Annotated in this window: 21 protein-coding genes and 1 riboswitch; of the genes, 11 read left to right on the forward strand and 10 right to left on the reverse strand. The window is 46.6% G+C overall.

All coding sequences use genetic code 11. The features are described from left to right. Positions 1–80: 80 nt before the first annotated feature. Positions 81–914, forward strand: coding sequence for an AraC family transcriptional regulator (locus NSS94_RS06135; protein ID WP_029516146.1), 834 nt, complete (start codon positions 81–83; stop codon positions 912–914). A 113-nt stretch (positions 915–1,027) separates the two neighbouring features. Here the strand turns inward: NSS94_RS06135 and queF are convergent, their stop codons facing one another. From queF to NSS94_RS06165, 6 genes are all read right to left on the reverse strand, one after another. Next, positions 1,028–1,525, reverse strand: a complete 498-nt coding sequence (gene queF / locus NSS94_RS06140; RefSeq protein ID WP_029516147.1) for a preQ(1) synthase — start codon at positions 1,523–1,525, stop codon at positions 1,028–1,030. A 218-nt stretch (positions 1,526–1,743) separates the two neighbouring features. Continuing rightward, positions 1,744–2,607: a 7-carboxy-7-deazaguanine synthase QueE gene (gene queE, locus NSS94_RS06145; RefSeq protein WP_341038957.1), complete on the reverse strand. Its 864-nt coding sequence runs from the start codon at positions 2,605–2,607 to the stop codon at positions 1,744–1,746. Beyond that, entirely contained in the window at positions 2,600–3,091 is a 492-nt protein-coding gene (queD, locus tag NSS94_RS06150) for a 6-carboxytetrahydropterin synthase QueD (protein ID WP_341038959.1), read from the reverse strand. The genes queE and queD overlap by 8 nt, the downstream gene beginning before the upstream one ends. Next, positions 3,084–3,767 (reverse strand): 7-cyano-7-deazaguanine synthase QueC, encoded by a 684-nt coding sequence (gene queC / locus NSS94_RS06155; protein WP_165144569.1) that lies wholly within the window; start codon positions 3,765–3,767, stop codon positions 3,084–3,086. Before queC ends, queD begins: the two co-directional genes overlap by 8 nt. Positions 3,768–3,900: 133 nt before the next feature. Continuing rightward, positions 3,901–3,944: riboswitch (PreQ1 riboswitch) on the reverse strand. 79 nt (positions 3,945–4,023) lie between these two features. Beyond that, positions 4,024–4,728 carry an AIM24 family protein gene (locus NSS94_RS06160; protein ID WP_069011542.1) on the reverse strand — a complete coding sequence of 235 codons (705 nt, stop codon included), beginning with the start codon at positions 4,726–4,728 and terminating at the stop codon, positions 4,024–4,026. A 25-nt stretch (positions 4,729–4,753) separates the two neighbouring features. Continuing rightward, positions 4,754–5,194: a hypothetical protein gene (locus NSS94_RS06165; RefSeq protein WP_341038961.1), complete on the reverse strand. Its 441-nt coding sequence runs from the start codon at positions 5,192–5,194 to the stop codon at positions 4,754–4,756. A gap of 314 nt (positions 5,195–5,508) precedes the next feature. Between NSS94_RS06165 and NSS94_RS06170 the strand changes: the two genes are divergently transcribed. The 3 genes from NSS94_RS06170 (at position 5,509) to NSS94_RS06180 (ending at position 7,704) form a co-directional block, all read left to right on the forward strand. After that, positions 5,509–5,664, forward strand: a complete 156-nt coding sequence (locus tag NSS94_RS06170; protein ID WP_165144572.1) for a hypothetical protein — start codon at positions 5,509–5,511, stop codon at positions 5,662–5,664. A gap of 223 nt (positions 5,665–5,887) precedes the next feature. After that, on the forward strand, positions 5,888–6,655 hold the full coding sequence (locus tag NSS94_RS06175; protein ID WP_029516151.1) for a hypothetical protein: 768 nt from the start codon (positions 5,888–5,890) through the stop codon (positions 6,653–6,655). Positions 6,656–6,726: 71 nt separating this feature from the next. Continuing rightward, on the forward strand, positions 6,727–7,704 hold the full coding sequence (locus NSS94_RS06180; protein ID WP_341038963.1) for a helix-turn-helix transcriptional regulator: 978 nt from the start codon (positions 6,727–6,729) through the stop codon (positions 7,702–7,704). A gap of 46 nt (positions 7,705–7,750) precedes the next feature. On the opposite strand, the gene NSS94_RS06185 is transcribed toward NSS94_RS06180, so the two are convergent. From NSS94_RS06185 to NSS94_RS06200, 4 genes are all read right to left on the reverse strand, one after another. Then, a complete protein-coding gene (locus tag NSS94_RS06185; RefSeq protein WP_318627000.1) occupies positions 7,751–8,422 on the reverse strand; it encodes a 3'-5' exonuclease in 672 nt (223 codons plus the stop codon). 235 nt (positions 8,423–8,657) lie between these two features. Continuing rightward, positions 8,658–10,559: a 5'-nucleotidase C-terminal domain-containing protein gene (locus NSS94_RS06190; protein WP_318626999.1), complete on the reverse strand. Its 1,902-nt coding sequence runs from the start codon at positions 10,557–10,559 to the stop codon at positions 8,658–8,660. 194 nt (positions 10,560–10,753) lie between these two features. Beyond that, on the reverse strand, positions 10,754–11,179 hold the full coding sequence (locus NSS94_RS06195) for an ImmA/IrrE family metallo-endopeptidase (RefSeq protein WP_076264415.1): 426 nt from the start codon (positions 11,177–11,179) through the stop codon (positions 10,754–10,756). An 11-nt stretch (positions 11,180–11,190) separates the two neighbouring features. Next, positions 11,191–11,664, reverse strand: a complete 474-nt coding sequence (locus NSS94_RS06200; RefSeq protein WP_341038970.1) for a helix-turn-helix domain-containing protein — start codon at positions 11,662–11,664, stop codon at positions 11,191–11,193. 299 nt (positions 11,665–11,963) lie between these two features. Between NSS94_RS06200 and NSS94_RS06205 the strand changes: the two genes are divergently transcribed. The 7 genes from NSS94_RS06205 to NSS94_RS06235 all read left to right on the forward strand — a co-directional run bounded on the left by NSS94_RS06205 (position 11,964) and on the right by NSS94_RS06235 (position 16,502). Continuing rightward, positions 11,964–12,440 carry an ArpU family phage packaging/lysis transcriptional regulator gene (locus NSS94_RS06205; protein ID WP_029516157.1) on the forward strand — a complete coding sequence of 159 codons (477 nt, stop codon included), beginning with the start codon at positions 11,964–11,966 and terminating at the stop codon, positions 12,438–12,440. A 339-nt stretch (positions 12,441–12,779) separates the two neighbouring features. Further along, positions 12,780–12,914: a hypothetical protein gene (locus NSS94_RS06210; protein WP_256026078.1), complete on the forward strand. Its 135-nt coding sequence runs from the start codon at positions 12,780–12,782 to the stop codon at positions 12,912–12,914. After that, the gene (locus NSS94_RS06215) at positions 12,911–13,771 is read left to right on the forward strand and encodes a hypothetical protein (protein WP_029516158.1); all 861 of its coding nucleotides are present in this window, start codon (positions 12,911–12,913) and stop codon (positions 13,769–13,771) included. The genes NSS94_RS06210 and NSS94_RS06215 overlap by 4 nt, the downstream gene beginning before the upstream one ends. A 10-nt stretch (positions 13,772–13,781) precedes the next feature. Continuing rightward, positions 13,782–14,000, forward strand: coding sequence for a hypothetical protein (locus NSS94_RS06220; RefSeq protein ID WP_029516159.1), 219 nt, complete (start codon positions 13,782–13,784; stop codon positions 13,998–14,000). Positions 14,001–14,002: 2 nt separating this feature from the next. Then, a complete protein-coding gene (locus NSS94_RS06225) occupies positions 14,003–15,469 on the forward strand; it encodes a phage tail sheath family protein (RefSeq protein ID WP_029516160.1) in 1,467 nt (488 codons plus the stop codon). Positions 15,470–15,591: 122 nt separating this feature from the next. After that, positions 15,592–15,999 (forward strand): phage tail tube protein, encoded by a 408-nt coding sequence (locus tag NSS94_RS06230; RefSeq protein ID WP_025678602.1) that lies wholly within the window; start codon positions 15,592–15,594, stop codon positions 15,997–15,999. A gap of 68 nt (positions 16,000–16,067) precedes the next feature. Next, positions 16,068–16,502, forward strand: coding sequence for a phage tail assembly chaperone (locus NSS94_RS06235; protein ID WP_090736430.1), 435 nt, complete (start codon positions 16,068–16,070; stop codon positions 16,500–16,502). Positions 16,503–16,633: the final 131 nt, after the last annotated feature.

The raw sequence follows: 16,633 nt of genomic DNA on the forward strand, positions 1-16,633 counted from the left end.
GTATGAGTATTAGTATAAGAGTTTATGCCTTAATAAAGAATACAGATGGATCACTCATGGCTGGCTGATGAGGTGTCGTAATGAAAAAAATATATGAACATATCGAAATAGACAGAAAAAAAATGATTAACCTTTTTATGTTCCAATCCAGAGATACAGAAAGAGTCATTCCTATGCATTTTCACAGCAATATGGAGTTGATCTACTGTACAAGTGGAAGTCTAAAGGTGTGGCATGAAGGAAAAATAACTATTTTGATGGAAAAGGATGCGCTATTCATTAACAGCAATGTTCCGCATTCCACGCAGAGCATTACGGAGAACCAGGTTATAGTGCTGCAATTTCCAGACACTTTCTTTGCCAATGAACAAGTAATCATCCATTTAAACACGCAAGAGAAACAAGTTGAAGAACCTATAATCTCTAAATTAAGAGGATTGTTTATGGATATATATGATCTACATATTTCCAAAAGCAAATACGACTACATTTTAGAGCAAAGCCGAATTATTGAACTGAAATATTTGCTTGTCAATCATTTTAGTCAGACGACAGACATTCCACCGGAAGTATTCAGTGAAAAGCAACAAAAGATAAAGACAATCATGGACTTTATTAAAGAGCATTATACTGAAAATATTAGCTTGGCCAAAACGGCCCGTATCTGCGGTTATTCGGAGGCTTATTTGTCGCGAATGTTTCATAAATATACAGGCCAGACGTTTACCGAATACAAGCAAATTCTTTGTTTGGAGAAGGCGATCGATTTACTGGATTCAACTAATAAGTCACTTACAGAAATTTCTTACGAGGTCGGGTTTCCAAACGAGAAATCTTTCAGAAAAGCTTTTAGAGAAGTTATGGGTAAAACACCGTATGAATATAAAAAATCAAGATTTGATCTGGATGTGTAATGCCACAAGCGTGCACAGTCTCCTTTCAGTAAAACGAAGGGGTTGTCCCTGAGTCATTTGATGACTTTAGGACAACCCCTTGATATTTACGCTATGTCAGAAGAGTTATTAGCTTAACGGTTATCAACCTTTTCTGGGTACATATCATGATTCATCATGCGGTGCTCCGCTATCTGTTCATACTTTGTTCCTGGCTTGCCGTAGTTGGTGTACGGGTCGATAGAGATACCGCCGCGTGGCGTGAATTTGCCCCATACTTCAATGTATCGAGGGTCCATCAGCTTAATTAAGTCATTCATGATGATGTTGACGCAGTCTTCATGGAAATCGCCGTGGTTACGGAAGCTGAACAGGTACAGCTTAAGGGATTTGCTTTCTACCATTTTAATATCGGGAATGTAGCTGATGTAGATGGTTGCAAAATCAGGTTGTCCTGTAATCGGACACAGGCTGGTGAACTCCGGGCAATTGAACTTTACAAAATAATCCCGATAGGGATGTTTATTATCAAAGCTTTCGAGAATGGCGGGATCATAGGCAAAAGTGTATTGTGTGCCTTGATTGCCAAGCAGGGTAACATCGGTCATTTCTTCGGGTGTTCTTCCGGTCATATGGATAAGGCTCCTTAAAGTAAGTTGGTTTGGTAAAAGAGAGAGGGAGTTATGGTGGTGGGAGGTCGCTCCGCGAATGATTTGAGTCTCCGCTTCGCTGCCGACCGCCGTCATCACCATAAAGTCCTACTCGTTTACGTGTAGGTTGGGATAGAAGTGAGTAATGCTCTCCTTTGTGTATCACATACAGCGCATACGGAATATATTACATATAAGTGTTATACGCCGCGTTTGTTGCCCCATACGAGGGTGTGGAGCTGCGGGAGTACTCTTACATCGTTTAGTAGGGAATCGTCCATGACACGGTCGATAAGCCATTCATAACGATGGAGTAGAGACTCCGCTATCTGTCCGGTATTCTCCGTGTTTACATCTGGATTACCCGTCTGAAGGAACAGCGGTACGTGTGGATAGCGCTCGTGAACAGTGCGGGCATAGGCAAGATCGGTGTCATCGAAGATGACGACCTTCAAGCTGCAAGCTCCGGTATAGAGCCGCGCAGATTCATTAGCGGGTTCCTTCAAGTCTGTTGCGATTGCGACGTGGGACGTCGCTCGGGACTCATAAGCCATTTTCCGGTTCGACAGACGGTCGATAATATCATCCAGCACGTCCCAGTTGGTCGTCATACCAGAGCTGGGCGATTTCGGGGATAGGGTTACCTCATCGATATCGTACAGCCATTCCTGCCAACGGGAGCCTTGTGTTTCGACAGCGGTGGCAATGCCTTGACTGCGCAGCAGGGTGATTAGCTCCCCAAGCTGCGGTAGCAGGGCAGGATTGCCTCCAGAAAGGGTCACATGCGAAAAGCGTTCGCCGCCGATGGCCTTCAGCTCCTGCCAAATGTCCGTGGCACTCAGACGACGGATCTGATCCTTGGCGCTGCCGTCCCAGGTAAAGGCGGAGTCGCACCACGAGCAATGGTAATCGCAGCCTGCGGTACGAACAAACATCGTTTTACGACCAATGACCATACCTTCGCCCTGAACAGTGGGACCAAACACCTCCAGTACGGGAATAGGGGCTATTTGGGTGCCGTGGGAGGCTGTCATGGGTTGGTGAGTAGTCACGGTATTACTCATCGAGCATCCACTCCCGTCGGAACTCGGCGTAGCTGGTAGCTGTCTCGAACAACCGTACAAACTCGGTACGTCCACCTTCGACACGGTTGCAATATGCCTCCGAGGTCAAGGCTGACTCCATTTGTTCAAAGATCCAGACGACCATATTTTCCGCCGTTGTATTCATTGGAGGAAGCGTCTCATTCAAGTAACGGTGGTCCAGAAAAGGCTCAATCCGCTCTTTCCAGATCGTTTTGATGTCACCAAAATCTAGCGTTAGACCCGTTTCGCCCGGTATGCCGCTTATGCCAAATACGACGATATAGGTATGTCCGTGCAGATTTTTGCATTTGCCTTCGTAGCAGTGCAAATGATGTGCTGCATCGAATGTAAATTGTTTGCTGACGAGTACACGTTTGCGGTGATAACGCAGCTGAGAGCGCTCAATGTCTGTCCCGAACTCTTGGAGCTTATCGACAATGCGAAAGGTACCTGGCTCACGCATGACCTTCAACTCCTTGGGATGAAGCTCCGCGCACCGCGAGATATTGCTCCAGTCCAGCACGGCGAAGTTTGCAAGCAGGGCATTCGCCACAGCCATCGCCAATGACGCCGTTATAGCACGTTAGTGTACGTGTTCTTACAAATTCAAAAGCTTTCAGCTCATCGGCCATGTGCCAAGTTTCGGCCTTGTTCAACCACATGAGCGGGGTATGAATCACAAAGGGATAGTCCATCGAAAGATTCAGTGTGACGTTCAGCGATTTGATAAAGGAGTCCCGGCAATCGGGATAGCCGCTGAAATCCGTCTCACATACGCCTGTAATGATGTGGCGCGCTCCTTTTTGCTTGGCGAGAACTCCCGCGAAGCTCAGGAACAGTAGGTTGCGACCGTCTACAAAGGTGCTAGGCAGTTCGCCTTCCTGTTGAGTAATGTCAATGTCTGTGCGTGTGAGGGCATTAGGGGCTAGTTGATTAAGCAGGCTCATATCCAGTACCGTTTGCGGAACACCCAGTTCGCGGGCGATTCCAGCGGCTACTTCGATTTCCTGCTTGTGGCGTTGACCGTAATCGAATGTCACGGTTTCTACTTCAGCAAAATGTTCTTTTGCCCAAAATAAACAGGTTGTGCTGTCTTGGCCGCCGCTGAATACGACGACTGCTTTTTCGTTTGCAAACATAAAAAAACCTCTCGATCTTCTTGGAATGGTGCAAGACACAAGTCTTGTCACTTGGAAGAAGGAGAGTTCTTGAACCGACTTCAACAAAAAACAGGCCTTGCCCCGACAAATCATTTTTCTTGCGGAGGACAAAGCATCGTTAGTTTTTTATAGAGGGAGTTCGCGAACCTCTCCCATGCATGACGCATGGATTTTCTTCATTAGTATCTGCCACGAGGACAGACGGCTTTAGCATTGTCATTATAGCATGGCAGGGCTATTTGATAAACACTCCACCAAATGGAATGACTTCCCTTAAAAATCGCTTGATCACGCCATCGTCGTTCATATCCTGTTGGAGCCGCCGATGATGCTCCCCGGCATGGAATAGTACGGTACCCTGTCCGGTCATTTTAAAATGATAGTTCATATGCTGGCTGGCCAGATGGTTGCCGTACACGGTCAACTCCAGATGGGCGTTTTCGGGATAGGCAATGACGCTGCTCGCATCCACATATATCGGTTCTGTCGGATGAAGCTGTTCCTGACACACCAATCCCTGCGTCAAAAGACCGATTTGACCCACACCATCAAATTTCATTTTTATAACATCACGGCTAAACAACATGTTTTTCATGCTTAGCAGCTTAGTACGCATTTGAATACCGGAGCTGTACCAGAACAGGTTGCGAAAATCGTATAACAGATCATCGCTTCCTTCAAGCTTAATCATTTTTAGACTAAAGCCAGGTGGAAGTGCGGCAATTAGGCGACAAGCTCCTGTGAAATCGGCCTGAATCAGTTTGTGTTTGCGATACATGCCCTTAATATTCATCAGTTTATCACTGCGGCCTGAGCTGGGGCCGCGGTATGCGATGATTTGCTGCGGATGCAGAACGTGCAGCTTTTCTCCTTCCGCCAGATCGAGCGTTACGACCGAACCGACGCTTTCATCATGGTGTTGTCCTGCTTGTATGTCCATTCAGACCTTTCATCCTTTCAGACAGTTAGTATCTTCCCGAACGTCGACGCATCCCGTAACGCAACAGTCGGATACCGATAAAATAACCGGCCATCAGAATTATAGCTGTGATGATGAGCATTTTATTTCGATGTGAAGCCTGATCGCGCTGGGTTTGAAGATTTTTTAATTCTGTGACTGTGTCAGTCAGCTTGCGGTTTTGCTCCAGCAATTGGGCGTTTTGCTCTTGATAGGCTTCTAAGCTGTTACGGGCCTTTTCCAGATCCTCCTGTGTTTGTCGATAGCTTTCCTTGAGCTGATATACATCACCAGGTAACCGCGAAAATTGCTCGAAGCCCTGATATACATCATCCCAATAAGCAGCATGTACTTCGGGTACACGAGTTATCCCCAAAATAAACAAAAGTGCTATAGCAGCGCAGACAATGCGGCGATACAAAGCAAAGCGATAAGTTGGTCGTGCCAAGAGATGTTCCCCCTTTTGATAAACCAAGATGTTAGATGATATAGATCATTACCCATATGACATGGTTACGTATAATATAACGATACGGATGCAGATTTTTGAAGAAACGGACGATAAATACGGAGAAAATGATCTCAAAAAAAGTCGATATATGAGTTTAAGTGTACCTTAAAACGGGTATATCAAGGAAGCGGCAACATTCCGGCATTTTTTCTAGCATACGAGTAAAGAACGATCCGCACCTGATCAGGTCTTAAATATGAATATATGAACTGAAATATATTAAAAATTAATATAGAAGGAGATTTTGCAAGATGAATGAGAAAGAACAAAACTATAAAACTTTAAAAATCACTGTAAATGGAAAGCCGTTATCAAAGGATCTCGTCGTAGATAGTACTACTTTTGCCCCTATATCTGATATTTGCACAAAAACGAATGTTTCTTTAACAGAAACTACAATCTCATAAGTTTAAGTATAGAAGTAGACTATAAAATAGCCCGGCATACGCCGGGCTATTTTTGCGCGTTCATGTAATTCAAATGGTTTAAAATGTTATTTACCAAACTAGGTCCCCCTTCATAAAGATTCCCATGTATAATTTTCACAATCAAACATACGTTCCCTGACAATATAGTGTCAGATAACACTGTTAATTTAGAGTTACATGTTCTTTTAGGGGGAATTTACCAGTGGTGAAGTCAATGCTCAATGTAACGTACACATGGGACAAAGAGTCTATATCTGCGAATGGGTCCAAACAAGTAAATCTACTGATAGAATGGGGCTATGGAGCTAAACGTAAAAGAAAAGGAAATCTAATACCGAAAGCAGCGGGATGTGACCTTCAACTCCAATTCATTCCAGAAAACGGGGTAAGTCTATTAAAAGCTGAAGGGGTAAGGCTCGGTTTTAAACGCTCGGAAAACGGAGATAGCATGTTTGTTCACTGTGGTGATGTACGGCGGGGAAAATATAGACAGGCTATTTTGACGTTTTCTATACCGGCTCACTCGTCCGGAAGACATACGATTGGAATGATGGAGTGGAGCTGGCGCAAGCCATCGCAGGAAAAGCGAACGATGATCCGGACAGACCAGCTCTACATCCATTTTACGCATCATCTTGGTCTGCTGAGCATTCCATCCAACCCGAAGGTGGAAAAATACATAAAGCTGAATGAGACGTCCCCTATTGTAAAAAAGGCATTGCGTATGTACGAGAAAGGGGAATATGAGCAAGGGGCGTTCATCCTTACCAGACAAGCAGATGAATTACTTATACGTGCAGCAAGAAGCGATGATATGGACTACCTGCAGGAAGCCGAGTTGCTTCTGGCTATACGTAATAAATGGAGTGGTACTTTTGTATCATTTACAGCGTATAGTTCTAAAGTCTTTTTCAATAAGGCAATATCGCTAGAAGATGTTCATTTTACTGAAAATGATACTTTGAGATAGGCAATTATGCTAGTTTATTTGTGTAATATAGTGAGTCTAATTTACTATCTTTTTGTAAAGGAGAGACTTCCTTGACTGATCGGTTGATACGTTTAATGCGGATTATTACTATTGTTCAGGCAAATCCAGGGATATTGGCAAGAGAGCTTGCCGAACGTTGTGAAACATCAGAACGTACCATATACCGAGATATGGAGGCGCTAAGCGCTATGCATATACCGATTGCGAATATGGGGCATGGCAAGGGGTACATTTTTATTAGCAATTTCGCTTTGTATCCTCTGAATTGGACGGAAGAAGAGGCAGAGGCTTTTACTAAGCTGGGAGAGATTATGGAAACGGTAAAGCCTCTTTTACCGCCAGCTTTTGAAAGTGCTTATGAGAAAGTGATGGCCTCTAGTCAGAAAAAAAAGATGGACCAGACGAGCTTCGCGCAGGAAATGAAAAATATTGTCCGGCTCGGCTCGACACTTGATCGGGAAAACCAGCCCTATCTGCTCAGGCTGATTGTTTTAGCGAGTCTTACGCAGCAGACCATTGAAGCGGAATACAGTTCGCCTCAAAATGAAGATGTTTCACTCGTTCAGGTGGATCCTTATTGTTTGGTTCCGCAGGATCGGCGATTCTATATGCTTGGTTTTTGTCACAAGCAATCCGCGATGAGAACCTTTCGGATCAGCCGATTTCGGAACATGAGAATTTTGCCGTATACGTTTCAAAAAAATACAACTGAAATGGAAATGTTTTTTAAAGGGACCTGGTCGGTGACCAAAGGAAATCAGAATATCCGGTTTGTGGTACGTTTTTCTGCCGAGTCTGTATATCGGGTCAAAGAAGAGGAACTGTTCATCAAGCCTTTTCTTAAGGATTTGCCGGATGGAAGTTTGTTGTTTGAGGTGACGGTCAATCATGACCGTGAATTTCTGGATTGGCTCACTTCCTATGGAGCTGAGGCCGAGATCCTAGAGCCTTTACGGTATCGCAAACGAATGCAAGAAATGCTGCGAACCTGGGGGGCATTCTATTTCGATAAAAAGGCAGGAAATTAAGAATAACAGGGGGAGATCCCCCGGAACGGGCCGGGGAGCTATCCGCTTAACGGTCCTTAAACAGGTTGGCGAGATTGCCAAAAGGACTGTACTGTTCCTGCTCTTCTTCTGGTGAGGAGTAGACGAGCTTCGATCCACGGCTTTCCTCATCGTCAGCAGCATTATGAACTAATGTAATACGATCAAAATGGTACATGAAAACCTGAGCGGTGTTCACGGCATCATCCAGTGCCCGGTGTTGTTGACCGTCAAAGTCAATGTTGCACAATTCTAGCGCCTGAGACAGGCTCAACTGACGGTACTTTCCATTGGAACCAAACAGACGGGAAATCTGCTTCTGTATATCATTTGTATTATGAATCCATCCGAGATCTACATGATGGGTACGACAATGGGATACCAGCTTCTGACGGTCATCCGGGCCCCATGCGCATAAATAATAGGGGGAATCCGTACCGAGCCAGGCTATGAATTGCTTCACAGCTTCAGGAAATAGTGGAGCGGCATCAATGTCTCGTTGAGTAATACCCGTGAACTGAACGGTATCTGTCGAGAGTACAGGTCGATTCGAAGGTCTTACAAAACTGTGAAACGTATCCGCAACGTATAGGCCATCGTTTCCCTGAACAACTTTGACGGCACCGATATCAATGATTTCGGAGGAATATCTGGCGTTACGACTAACGGTAAATTCAAGATCGTAAATAATGTATTGCATTTCTGGACTCCTTCCACACATATAACTGATCCCGATGGGGATCGGGACGAATGTTCTTGCCCGAGTGACTCTTCTCCATCATACCTCTCGGTTCACAACTTGTCAGCGGTTAAAAGGTTTGCTTTTAAAAAAAATATGCGATGTCCAAATGAGCTTGGACTATCGCATATCTATAAACGCCTGACCTACGGCAGCATTCGGAACCACTAGGATGCTGCCTTTGCTAGCTATCGAATTAGGCCGGGAGATCTAACTTTTGTCCGGGATAAATACGGTGAGGATTCTTCAACTTATTCAACTGTTGAAGCTGTTGCCAGGTGGTACCATGTTTGCGGGAAATGTCATACAGCGTATCCCCGGATTTCACAACATATACATGGCTATTTGTAACTTGTGCAGAATCGGATGTCTGCTGTGGCTTGGCTGGTTGAGACTTTGCCGGTGCAGGTTTTGCGGGCGCTGGTTTCGCAGCCGGTGTAGAGACGGATTGCGGCTTTTCCTGCACAGGTGCGGGTGTTGCGGTTGAAGCAGATGGCGCAGCTTGTGTGGCAGGGACAGACATTTTACCGTCAGCCTTGGCTTCTTGAATGCGACCGTCTGCTTGTACTTGCAGGCTAGCGGAGCCCACCTTTTGCATGTAGCGGATTAACGCCTCATCAAGCGAGCCGAACATACCTGCCTGTGGATATTTAGCGAACATCGTATATTGGTCACCACCTACGGCAGTAAAATCATTGGTGGCCAGTGTATATGTTGCCTCAGGATCAAGTGTCTTTCCGCCGATCAGAATGGAATGAACACGGCTGCCTTTGGCTGCTGATGTGTCTATTTTGAACGAGATACCTGATACCTGCGGGAAACCTCCGCTTGGCTCTGGATAGGAGGCTGTACCATTTTCCAGTGCGGCCTGAATGTCAGAGCCTTTCACCTTCAAGGTAACGATCTGGTTGCCGAAGGGCAGCACAGTGATGACGTCTCCCTTGGTTACCGTTCCCGTCTTGATGGAAGCCCGGATGCCGCCACCGTTCGTTAAAGCCACATCTGCTCCCGAAACGTCACGCATAGCATCGGTGAGCAGGTCACCGAGATTGGTTTCACTTGCACGTACCTTTTCGCGTGCTCCTTCCAGATCCACACTCGTTTGCGTTACAACCTCTTTAAGAATAGGTTCCTGGTCCTTCTGAATGGAGGCGATCAATGCAGCAATTTCAGCGTTGGGCTGAACGTCCACTGCTTGAGTCGAATCAATCAGCTTGGCTTGCTTTTGCGTAACCTTACCGCCGTCGACCCATAAGTCCACAACACCCAGATACTTGGTGTATTCACCTGCGCTAGCGATCAATGTACCATTGTCACTAACCAAGCCTTTTTCCAGTACAGTATGGCTGTGTCCATCGATGAAAATATCAATGCCAGGCACTTCCTTAACAACTTTGAGGCTGGTGTCCTTACTAGACGCATCCTGCCCCAGGTGACCAAGAACAACAACGACATCTACTTTGCTGCGGATTTCATCAACAGCCGCTTTGGCCTCAGCCGCAGGATCGGTGAATTGAATACCCTCCACATTTTTGGGATTCGTCTTATATGCTGTTTCTGGCGTAGTCAGACCGATAATACCGATTTTAACGCCGTCCACTTCTTTAATAACGTAGGGTTTGAACAAACGTGTTCCGTCTGTTTGTTTAATATTGGCGCTGAGCACAGGGAACTGAATTTCCTTACTTAGCTCGACAAGATGCTTCCAACCATAATTAAACTCGTGGTTACCCGGAACCATAGCATCATAGCGCAGCTTGTTAATCACTTTCACGATACTCTCACCGTTAACCAAAGTAGCGAAAGTCGTTCCGTGAACGGTATCCCCGTCATCTAGCAGCAGTGTATTGGGATTAGAAGCCCGGTACTGATCAATGATGCCCGCCAGCTTGGCGAATCCCATTTCCTTGTCATTCGCCACCACGTGGGCATGGGTATCGTTCGTATGTAGGATGGTGATGTGTTTACCGCTGACTGGAGTCGTTGCCGTTCCCGTTGTTCCCACATGGGTTGCTGGGTCTGCTGCTGCTGTACCGAGACACCCAAGTAAAAGCGCGACAGTCGTCAGGATCGACGAGAGTTTTTTCCATGAGTTCATGTTGTTCCTTCAACCTCCCATAAAATGAATGAATTAGAGAAACCGCTTACGACCACATTTTATCAGATGATTGTAAAAATAACTTCTATTTTATATCAAAGCATTAAAATTTTTTGATATATCGGTTGTTAAATCCATCGTCTAGTTACCTATATTATAGAGGAAGTAATCAACAGCAGCTCATAGAATAGGAACTAATGTTCTGATTTATGGTCAAAAAAAAGGGCAGTCTCTTTGGGCAGCCCGATCCGGGGTAAATAGTGATCCAACGTTTCGTCAGCTAGTGGCGGTTTTCCTTCACTCAGCAAAAGCACGGCAAACCGATTGGCCTGCTGTTCAAATTTTCCTGGGGAAAAGTAGGAATGCTCCTCCATAAAAAAGCGGCTGATGCCTTTATGCAGTCGGTCATGTCCCAATTCATGCGCACAGACGAACCGTTCCCATTCGGGTGTGAGGCCATTGTGGATAACGATAAATCTTCTACGTAGCTTGTGGTAATACAGCCCTTTGGTTGTGGGGCCTAGATCGCAGTATCGGATATGGATACCCAGGGCTTTCGCAATATCGAAGGGGCAGTTGGTACGGTATTTTCGGACAAGTTTGTGAATGAGTTCGTTCATACGCTCACCTGCTATCCCTGATCTTTGCCCGCTTGGGGCTCTTTGGGCTTTTTATGTTTGTTCATCTGTTTGGCTTCCCAGAACAGACCTGTCAGCACGTCCTTGATCCGTTGACGATCTTTTTCATCCAGCGGAATGCCATCGAACATTAATTCGTCGTCTTCCTCCAGCATTTTTTTAAAATCCCGGCGGTCTTTGGAGGTTGCCCATTCCGGTACAGTAGAAGGATCAAGTTCATGTGGACTTTGCTCTATTGAATCATCGTCTCCCCAATATCCGGCGGCCTTCATCATTTCGGTATAGGATACGCTAAGCGCGTCCGCTATTTTGCGGAGAGTGGAGGGTTTGGGAATTCCGCGTAATCCATTTTCAATGCGGGAAATTTGTGAATTGCTAATACCTGCAGCATCTGCCAATTGGTTGATGCTCCATTGTTTGTGCTCACGCTGCTGTTTTAAGTAAGTTCCGAATGCTGGCTGTTCCACAATGGGGGCTCCTTTCTGCAAGAGAATCATAGATATTGCTTTTATTATACCATTAGGTAAATAGTAAAAGCACGTAATATGCCAAAAGGCATAGAAAAATAAAGCGAATATCCTGTTTTTGGAGCTATACTGCTTTTTTTGAGGATGGATACCTATCCTAAATAATGTTATGTTATACTCAAGATACGAACAAAAGGGGAACGCAATGTAAACATGAGCGTTTTCTATTTGAGGATTTTGCAAAATCTTCATTTAAAAATACATCATTGTCAAAAGGCATATAAGGAGTGTTGCTTTACATGAGAAATAACTTACCCGAATTGGACCGTCGCAAAACGCAGAATGCATTGGAGGGTGTGTTTGAGAAATACCGAATTTATAAAACGATTACCTTTATGGATCGGGAGAGCTTTATTACGGCTGGCTATACGGATCGCCCGAGCGGCCCAACAAATGTGACAAGCGATCCAACGGCCCGGACAGCCGTATATAATGTAGATGCTCCTGCCGCCCGCTTGGCCTACTGCGAAATGGTGGATGCCGTAGTGAGCCGCTTGAATGAACGCGAACAGCTGCTTATCCGTGAACGTTATTTAAAGGATGACGATGTGTTCGATTACAAGGTTTACAATTATGTGTTAGACCCGCCAGTCAGCAAGGATACGTATACGAAGCTTCGCACGCGTGCTTTTTACAAAATGGCGCTTGCACTAGCGGACCAAGGCGTTTTAAATTTGGCAGGCTTGCAGAAGGGTGCGGATCGAAAATTGGGTTGATGTAATAATTATCCACTTGTTCTCATTTCTATTTTAAAATGGTTTCCTAAAAGGCTTTGATTTCCTGTAATAACAGGGGTCAAGGTCTTTTTTTACGATACGAACATTTGTTCTCAAAAAACCTCTCAACATCATCCCTATCCTCTGCTTTTATCGTCCATTTCCCCGGCAACGCATTCGTTATTAGGGTGTAAGATTATATCATCGGGAATCAAGACAAGAGGACATACCGAAGACACACACAGTCAAACGTTAGCCGGCCATTAGGGCCGGTTTTTTCATGCGGTGATCGTCTCTGTCGGTTCCCGGGAATTCGTTGAATAGAAAGGAGGAGTCGTGTTGCCTAAGCAAGGGATGCTGCAATGCATGAGTATGGAGCTGCGCCGGATGAGAACACGGAAGTGGAAAAAAGCCTGGCTGAATAGCCACAACATGCGAACGCAGGGTACGCAAAGGTGGCATGCCGCAGAATGAGACAAGCCTTTAAGCAAAAGCTCATTGAAATTATTCCAGCGCTGCAAGGGCGTGTATACGATGTTCAGCCACCGTCGCAGACGGCAGAGGAGCCGTATGCTGTTATGGCGCTGGGCGAGGAAATCTGGAAGTCTTCCTGGGCCGGCTATCGGCAGGTTGTCCGCATCATGCTGTACGCAGGACAAGCCGGACTGGCGCAGGCTGACGTATGGGCGAATGCCCTGATTGCCGGGCTGCACCGGGAACCCGTGACAGGTGCAGGTGAGGATACATCGGCTTTTACCGCGCACTATTTGGGCGTGCGGGATGCAGAAAAGCTGGACACCGTTACGGGCAAGGCCTATAGAACGCTTCGTTTTGGCGTGTATGTGCCTGAGACGGAAGGTGGTTTGGCCGTTCCAGCAAGCGGTGCTACACAGCCGGAAGAGTGGCTGGCCGCGCTGGTCCGCTGGACGCAGAAGCAACTGGGTGAAACGTGGTCGGTATACGCCGACGCATGGCCCGCACAGCCGGGGCGGCAAGCGGTACTATGGCGGATGAGCGGCTGCGAAACTAGGATGGCGGGAGCCTCCATGTATGAGCTGCGCAAACGGTTCATCGGGCATATTACCGCCCCGGACACCACCGAGGAAAACCGCGCAGCTTTCGCACTGATCGAGGGCTTTGCCGCTCAAATCCAGCTTCCTCTGGATCAGGACAAAGGCCGTTATATGTCTACAGCTGAAGCTTCAGCCGATTTGCAGGCAGATGCCATTTTAGATGGTCAGCTTCGGCTGATGTTAGTACAGCGACGTATGCGTCCGGCTGAGGAAGCGGCGTTGATTCGCAGAGTGGAAATTCATCCTATTTTGAAATGAGGTGGTCCGAGTGACCTTGGAAAACCATGAGAAGACCCTGGTATATGCCGAGCAGAAAGCAAGTGGCCCCCGCTATACGCTGGAGGAGCTAAAGGAGCACGCAGAACCATTGTTTTCCGTGAAAGAAGAAGTGCTGGCAGGCGCCTTTTTTGGCACACAGGACAAGCTGTTTACGGTAGCAGAAGCACACACTAAAATCGAACAATTTATGAAAGCGAAGGTGGACTAATTATGGCAGGCGGAACATGGGAAAACACGAATAAACCGGTATTGCCGGGTTTGTATATGAATTTTCAGGCAGCAGCAGCTTCAGCGATTCAAGGTGGGTCGCGTGGTACGGTCGTTGTGCCCGTTAAGGCGAATTGGGGCCCTGTACGTGAGTTTGTAGAGATCGGCAGTGAAACGGCAATCAGCCAAATCTTTTCGGGTGACAGTCTGGACGGTGCGACCGCGTATTCGACGCTGTATCTGGCTTTGCTGGGCGGTCCGAAAAAGCTCTTAGCCTACCGTTTGGCAGATGATACAGCTGCTGAAGCATCTGTGACGCTGAAAAGCGGCGGTGCGACCCCGGCGGATGTGCTGCGTCTGAAGGCTTTGTACACAGGTAGCCGCGGTAATGGTTTTGCTGTAACTGTACAGCCAACTTTGGGTGATGAGCAAGCTCGTGAGGTGCGCCTCTATGAAGGAACCAAGCTGCTCGGCACGTACAAAGGCAGTGACGGTACGGCTGCCTCTATCGCCAAGGCGATGAACGAGAACAGCGAAAATGTATGGGTGAAGGCCGAAGTTGTCGGCGACGGCGGCATTCCGGTGGATGTCAGCGGCGTACACCTCACTGGCGGCAACAGCGGCAATAGCAAGCTGGTTAATGCCGATTACATCGCGATGCAGGAGGCACTTGAAGGGCAGGAATTTAATGTCTTGGCTCTGGATTATGCAGCTGATCTGGCATTGCTGCAAAGCTTCGCTGCCTGGATCAAGCGTGTCCGGGGCGAAGGTAAAGGCGTAATCGCTGTATTCGGCGGTTCTGCGGCAGATGATGTGTCCAAAACGGCTGTTAGCTTGGCCTCTGCACGTTCCCTGGCGCTGAACCATGAAGGCATCGTGAACGTCGGTACAGGCGTACGTCTGGCAGGTACGGACTACAGTTCCGCTCAAACGGCTGCTTATGTAGCTGGACTGATTGCAGGCCAACGTCTGAATCAATCGGCAACATATGCGGTTACGCCTTTTGAGGACGTGACCCGCCGCTGGACACGCTCTGAGCAGGAGCAGGCTGTTCGTAATGGTGTCTTCCTGCTGTTCTTCGACGGCCGTCAGGTCAAAGCGCTGCGTGGGATCAACAGCTTGGTGAACCCGTCTGCCGGGCAAAACAACGCATGGAAGAAAATTCGTTCCATCCGTGTCATGGACGCTATTAACGCTGACTTGCAGCGTGCAGCTGAAGAGACTTACATTGGCAAAATCAACAATACGGTGGAAGGCCGTCTGGCACTTATCGGTGCAATCAAAGAATACTTGGCACAGCTGTCGCTGAGCAATGTCATCGAAGCAGATGGCTACGATGTCATTCTCGACCCGGCTTACTACGGCGATGCGCCAGTCATCAAACCGGAGCCGGATCAAGTGTTCCTGCAATGGAACGTGAAGCTCACCGACGTGATGGAGCAGCTGTTCGGCACATTTTACGTGCAATAAATAAGCATTTTACGTGTATAAGCATTTCGTAGGCAATCGGCAGAAATGAAGTAGCTTGTTAACAACGAGGATTTTATGAAATCCCGAACTATATTATGGATTATTTTGAGGAGGAAAAAGAAATGTTGGATGCTTCAAGAGTTATTTTAGGTACGTTTGGTCAGGCATATATTGATGGGGTATGGCAGACACATATTAACAAGCTGGAAGCTAGCGTGGAAATTGATAAAAGAGAACTGAATTTGGTTGGTAATACTTGGAAGGTGCATAAAAATGGAGCTAAAAAAGGCACTGGAACGATGAGTGGTTACAAAGTAACTTCCGATATGATTCGTCGCGGTTTTGAAAAATTCGATATTATTTCCAAGCTAGACGATCCTGAATCTTTTGGACATGAACGCGTTCGTTTGATTCGCTGCATGCCAGATAAGATTCAGTTGGCTAACTGGACTGCGGGAGAAGAAGTGCCAGAAGAAACTACTTTCACCTTTGAAGGCTATGAACTGCTTGATCCTATCGTTGCTGAATAATTTATTGGTTATGGTGGGCCTGGAGTAATCCGGGCCCAATTTTCAAAAATTTATTAGGGGGATTTAATATGAGTTTGCCTGAAAATATGTCAGAGGAACAAATTTTGGATAGTCTTTTTGAAGCTGCAGATAAATTACCAGAGGAAACTGTTCGGATTCAGCGCCTGGATATGCTTCTCACACTTCGTGGTTTGACATCCAACAAAGTAGATAGCATCCGTGAACGGTGCACAATTCGTAAAACGGTTAAAGGCCGTGTGGATGAAAAAGTAGATACAGAAACATTCAATGCACTGCTTATCTCGGAAGCTACGGCTGGTCTAGAAGTAAAAGGTCTGCAAATTAACGGATGGGGTGATCCGCGAATTACTAGCCGACTTAAATTGTCTGGTGGTGAACAGGCTGTGCGTCGAATGCTTCTGGCAGGTGAACTGGATGCAGTAGGGGATAAGGTGCTGGAACTGTCCGGCTTCGGTGTGGAAATTGATGATCTAAAAAACTGATTCGCTCCGGCGGAATGACATCGGTGCTGTATCATCTGTGGATACGGCATCATCTCCGTCCCGGAGAGTTTTGGGCCTTAAACAGAGGTGAAAAATCCATGTTAATTGCATTTGCTGAAGAGGAACTAGAC

Origin of the sequence: Paenibacillus sp. FSL L8-0644, from assembly GCF_038008165.1 — a bacterium.
GTDB classification, from domain to species: domain Bacteria; phylum Bacillota; class Bacilli; order Paenibacillales; family Paenibacillaceae; genus Paenibacillus; species Paenibacillus polymyxa_D.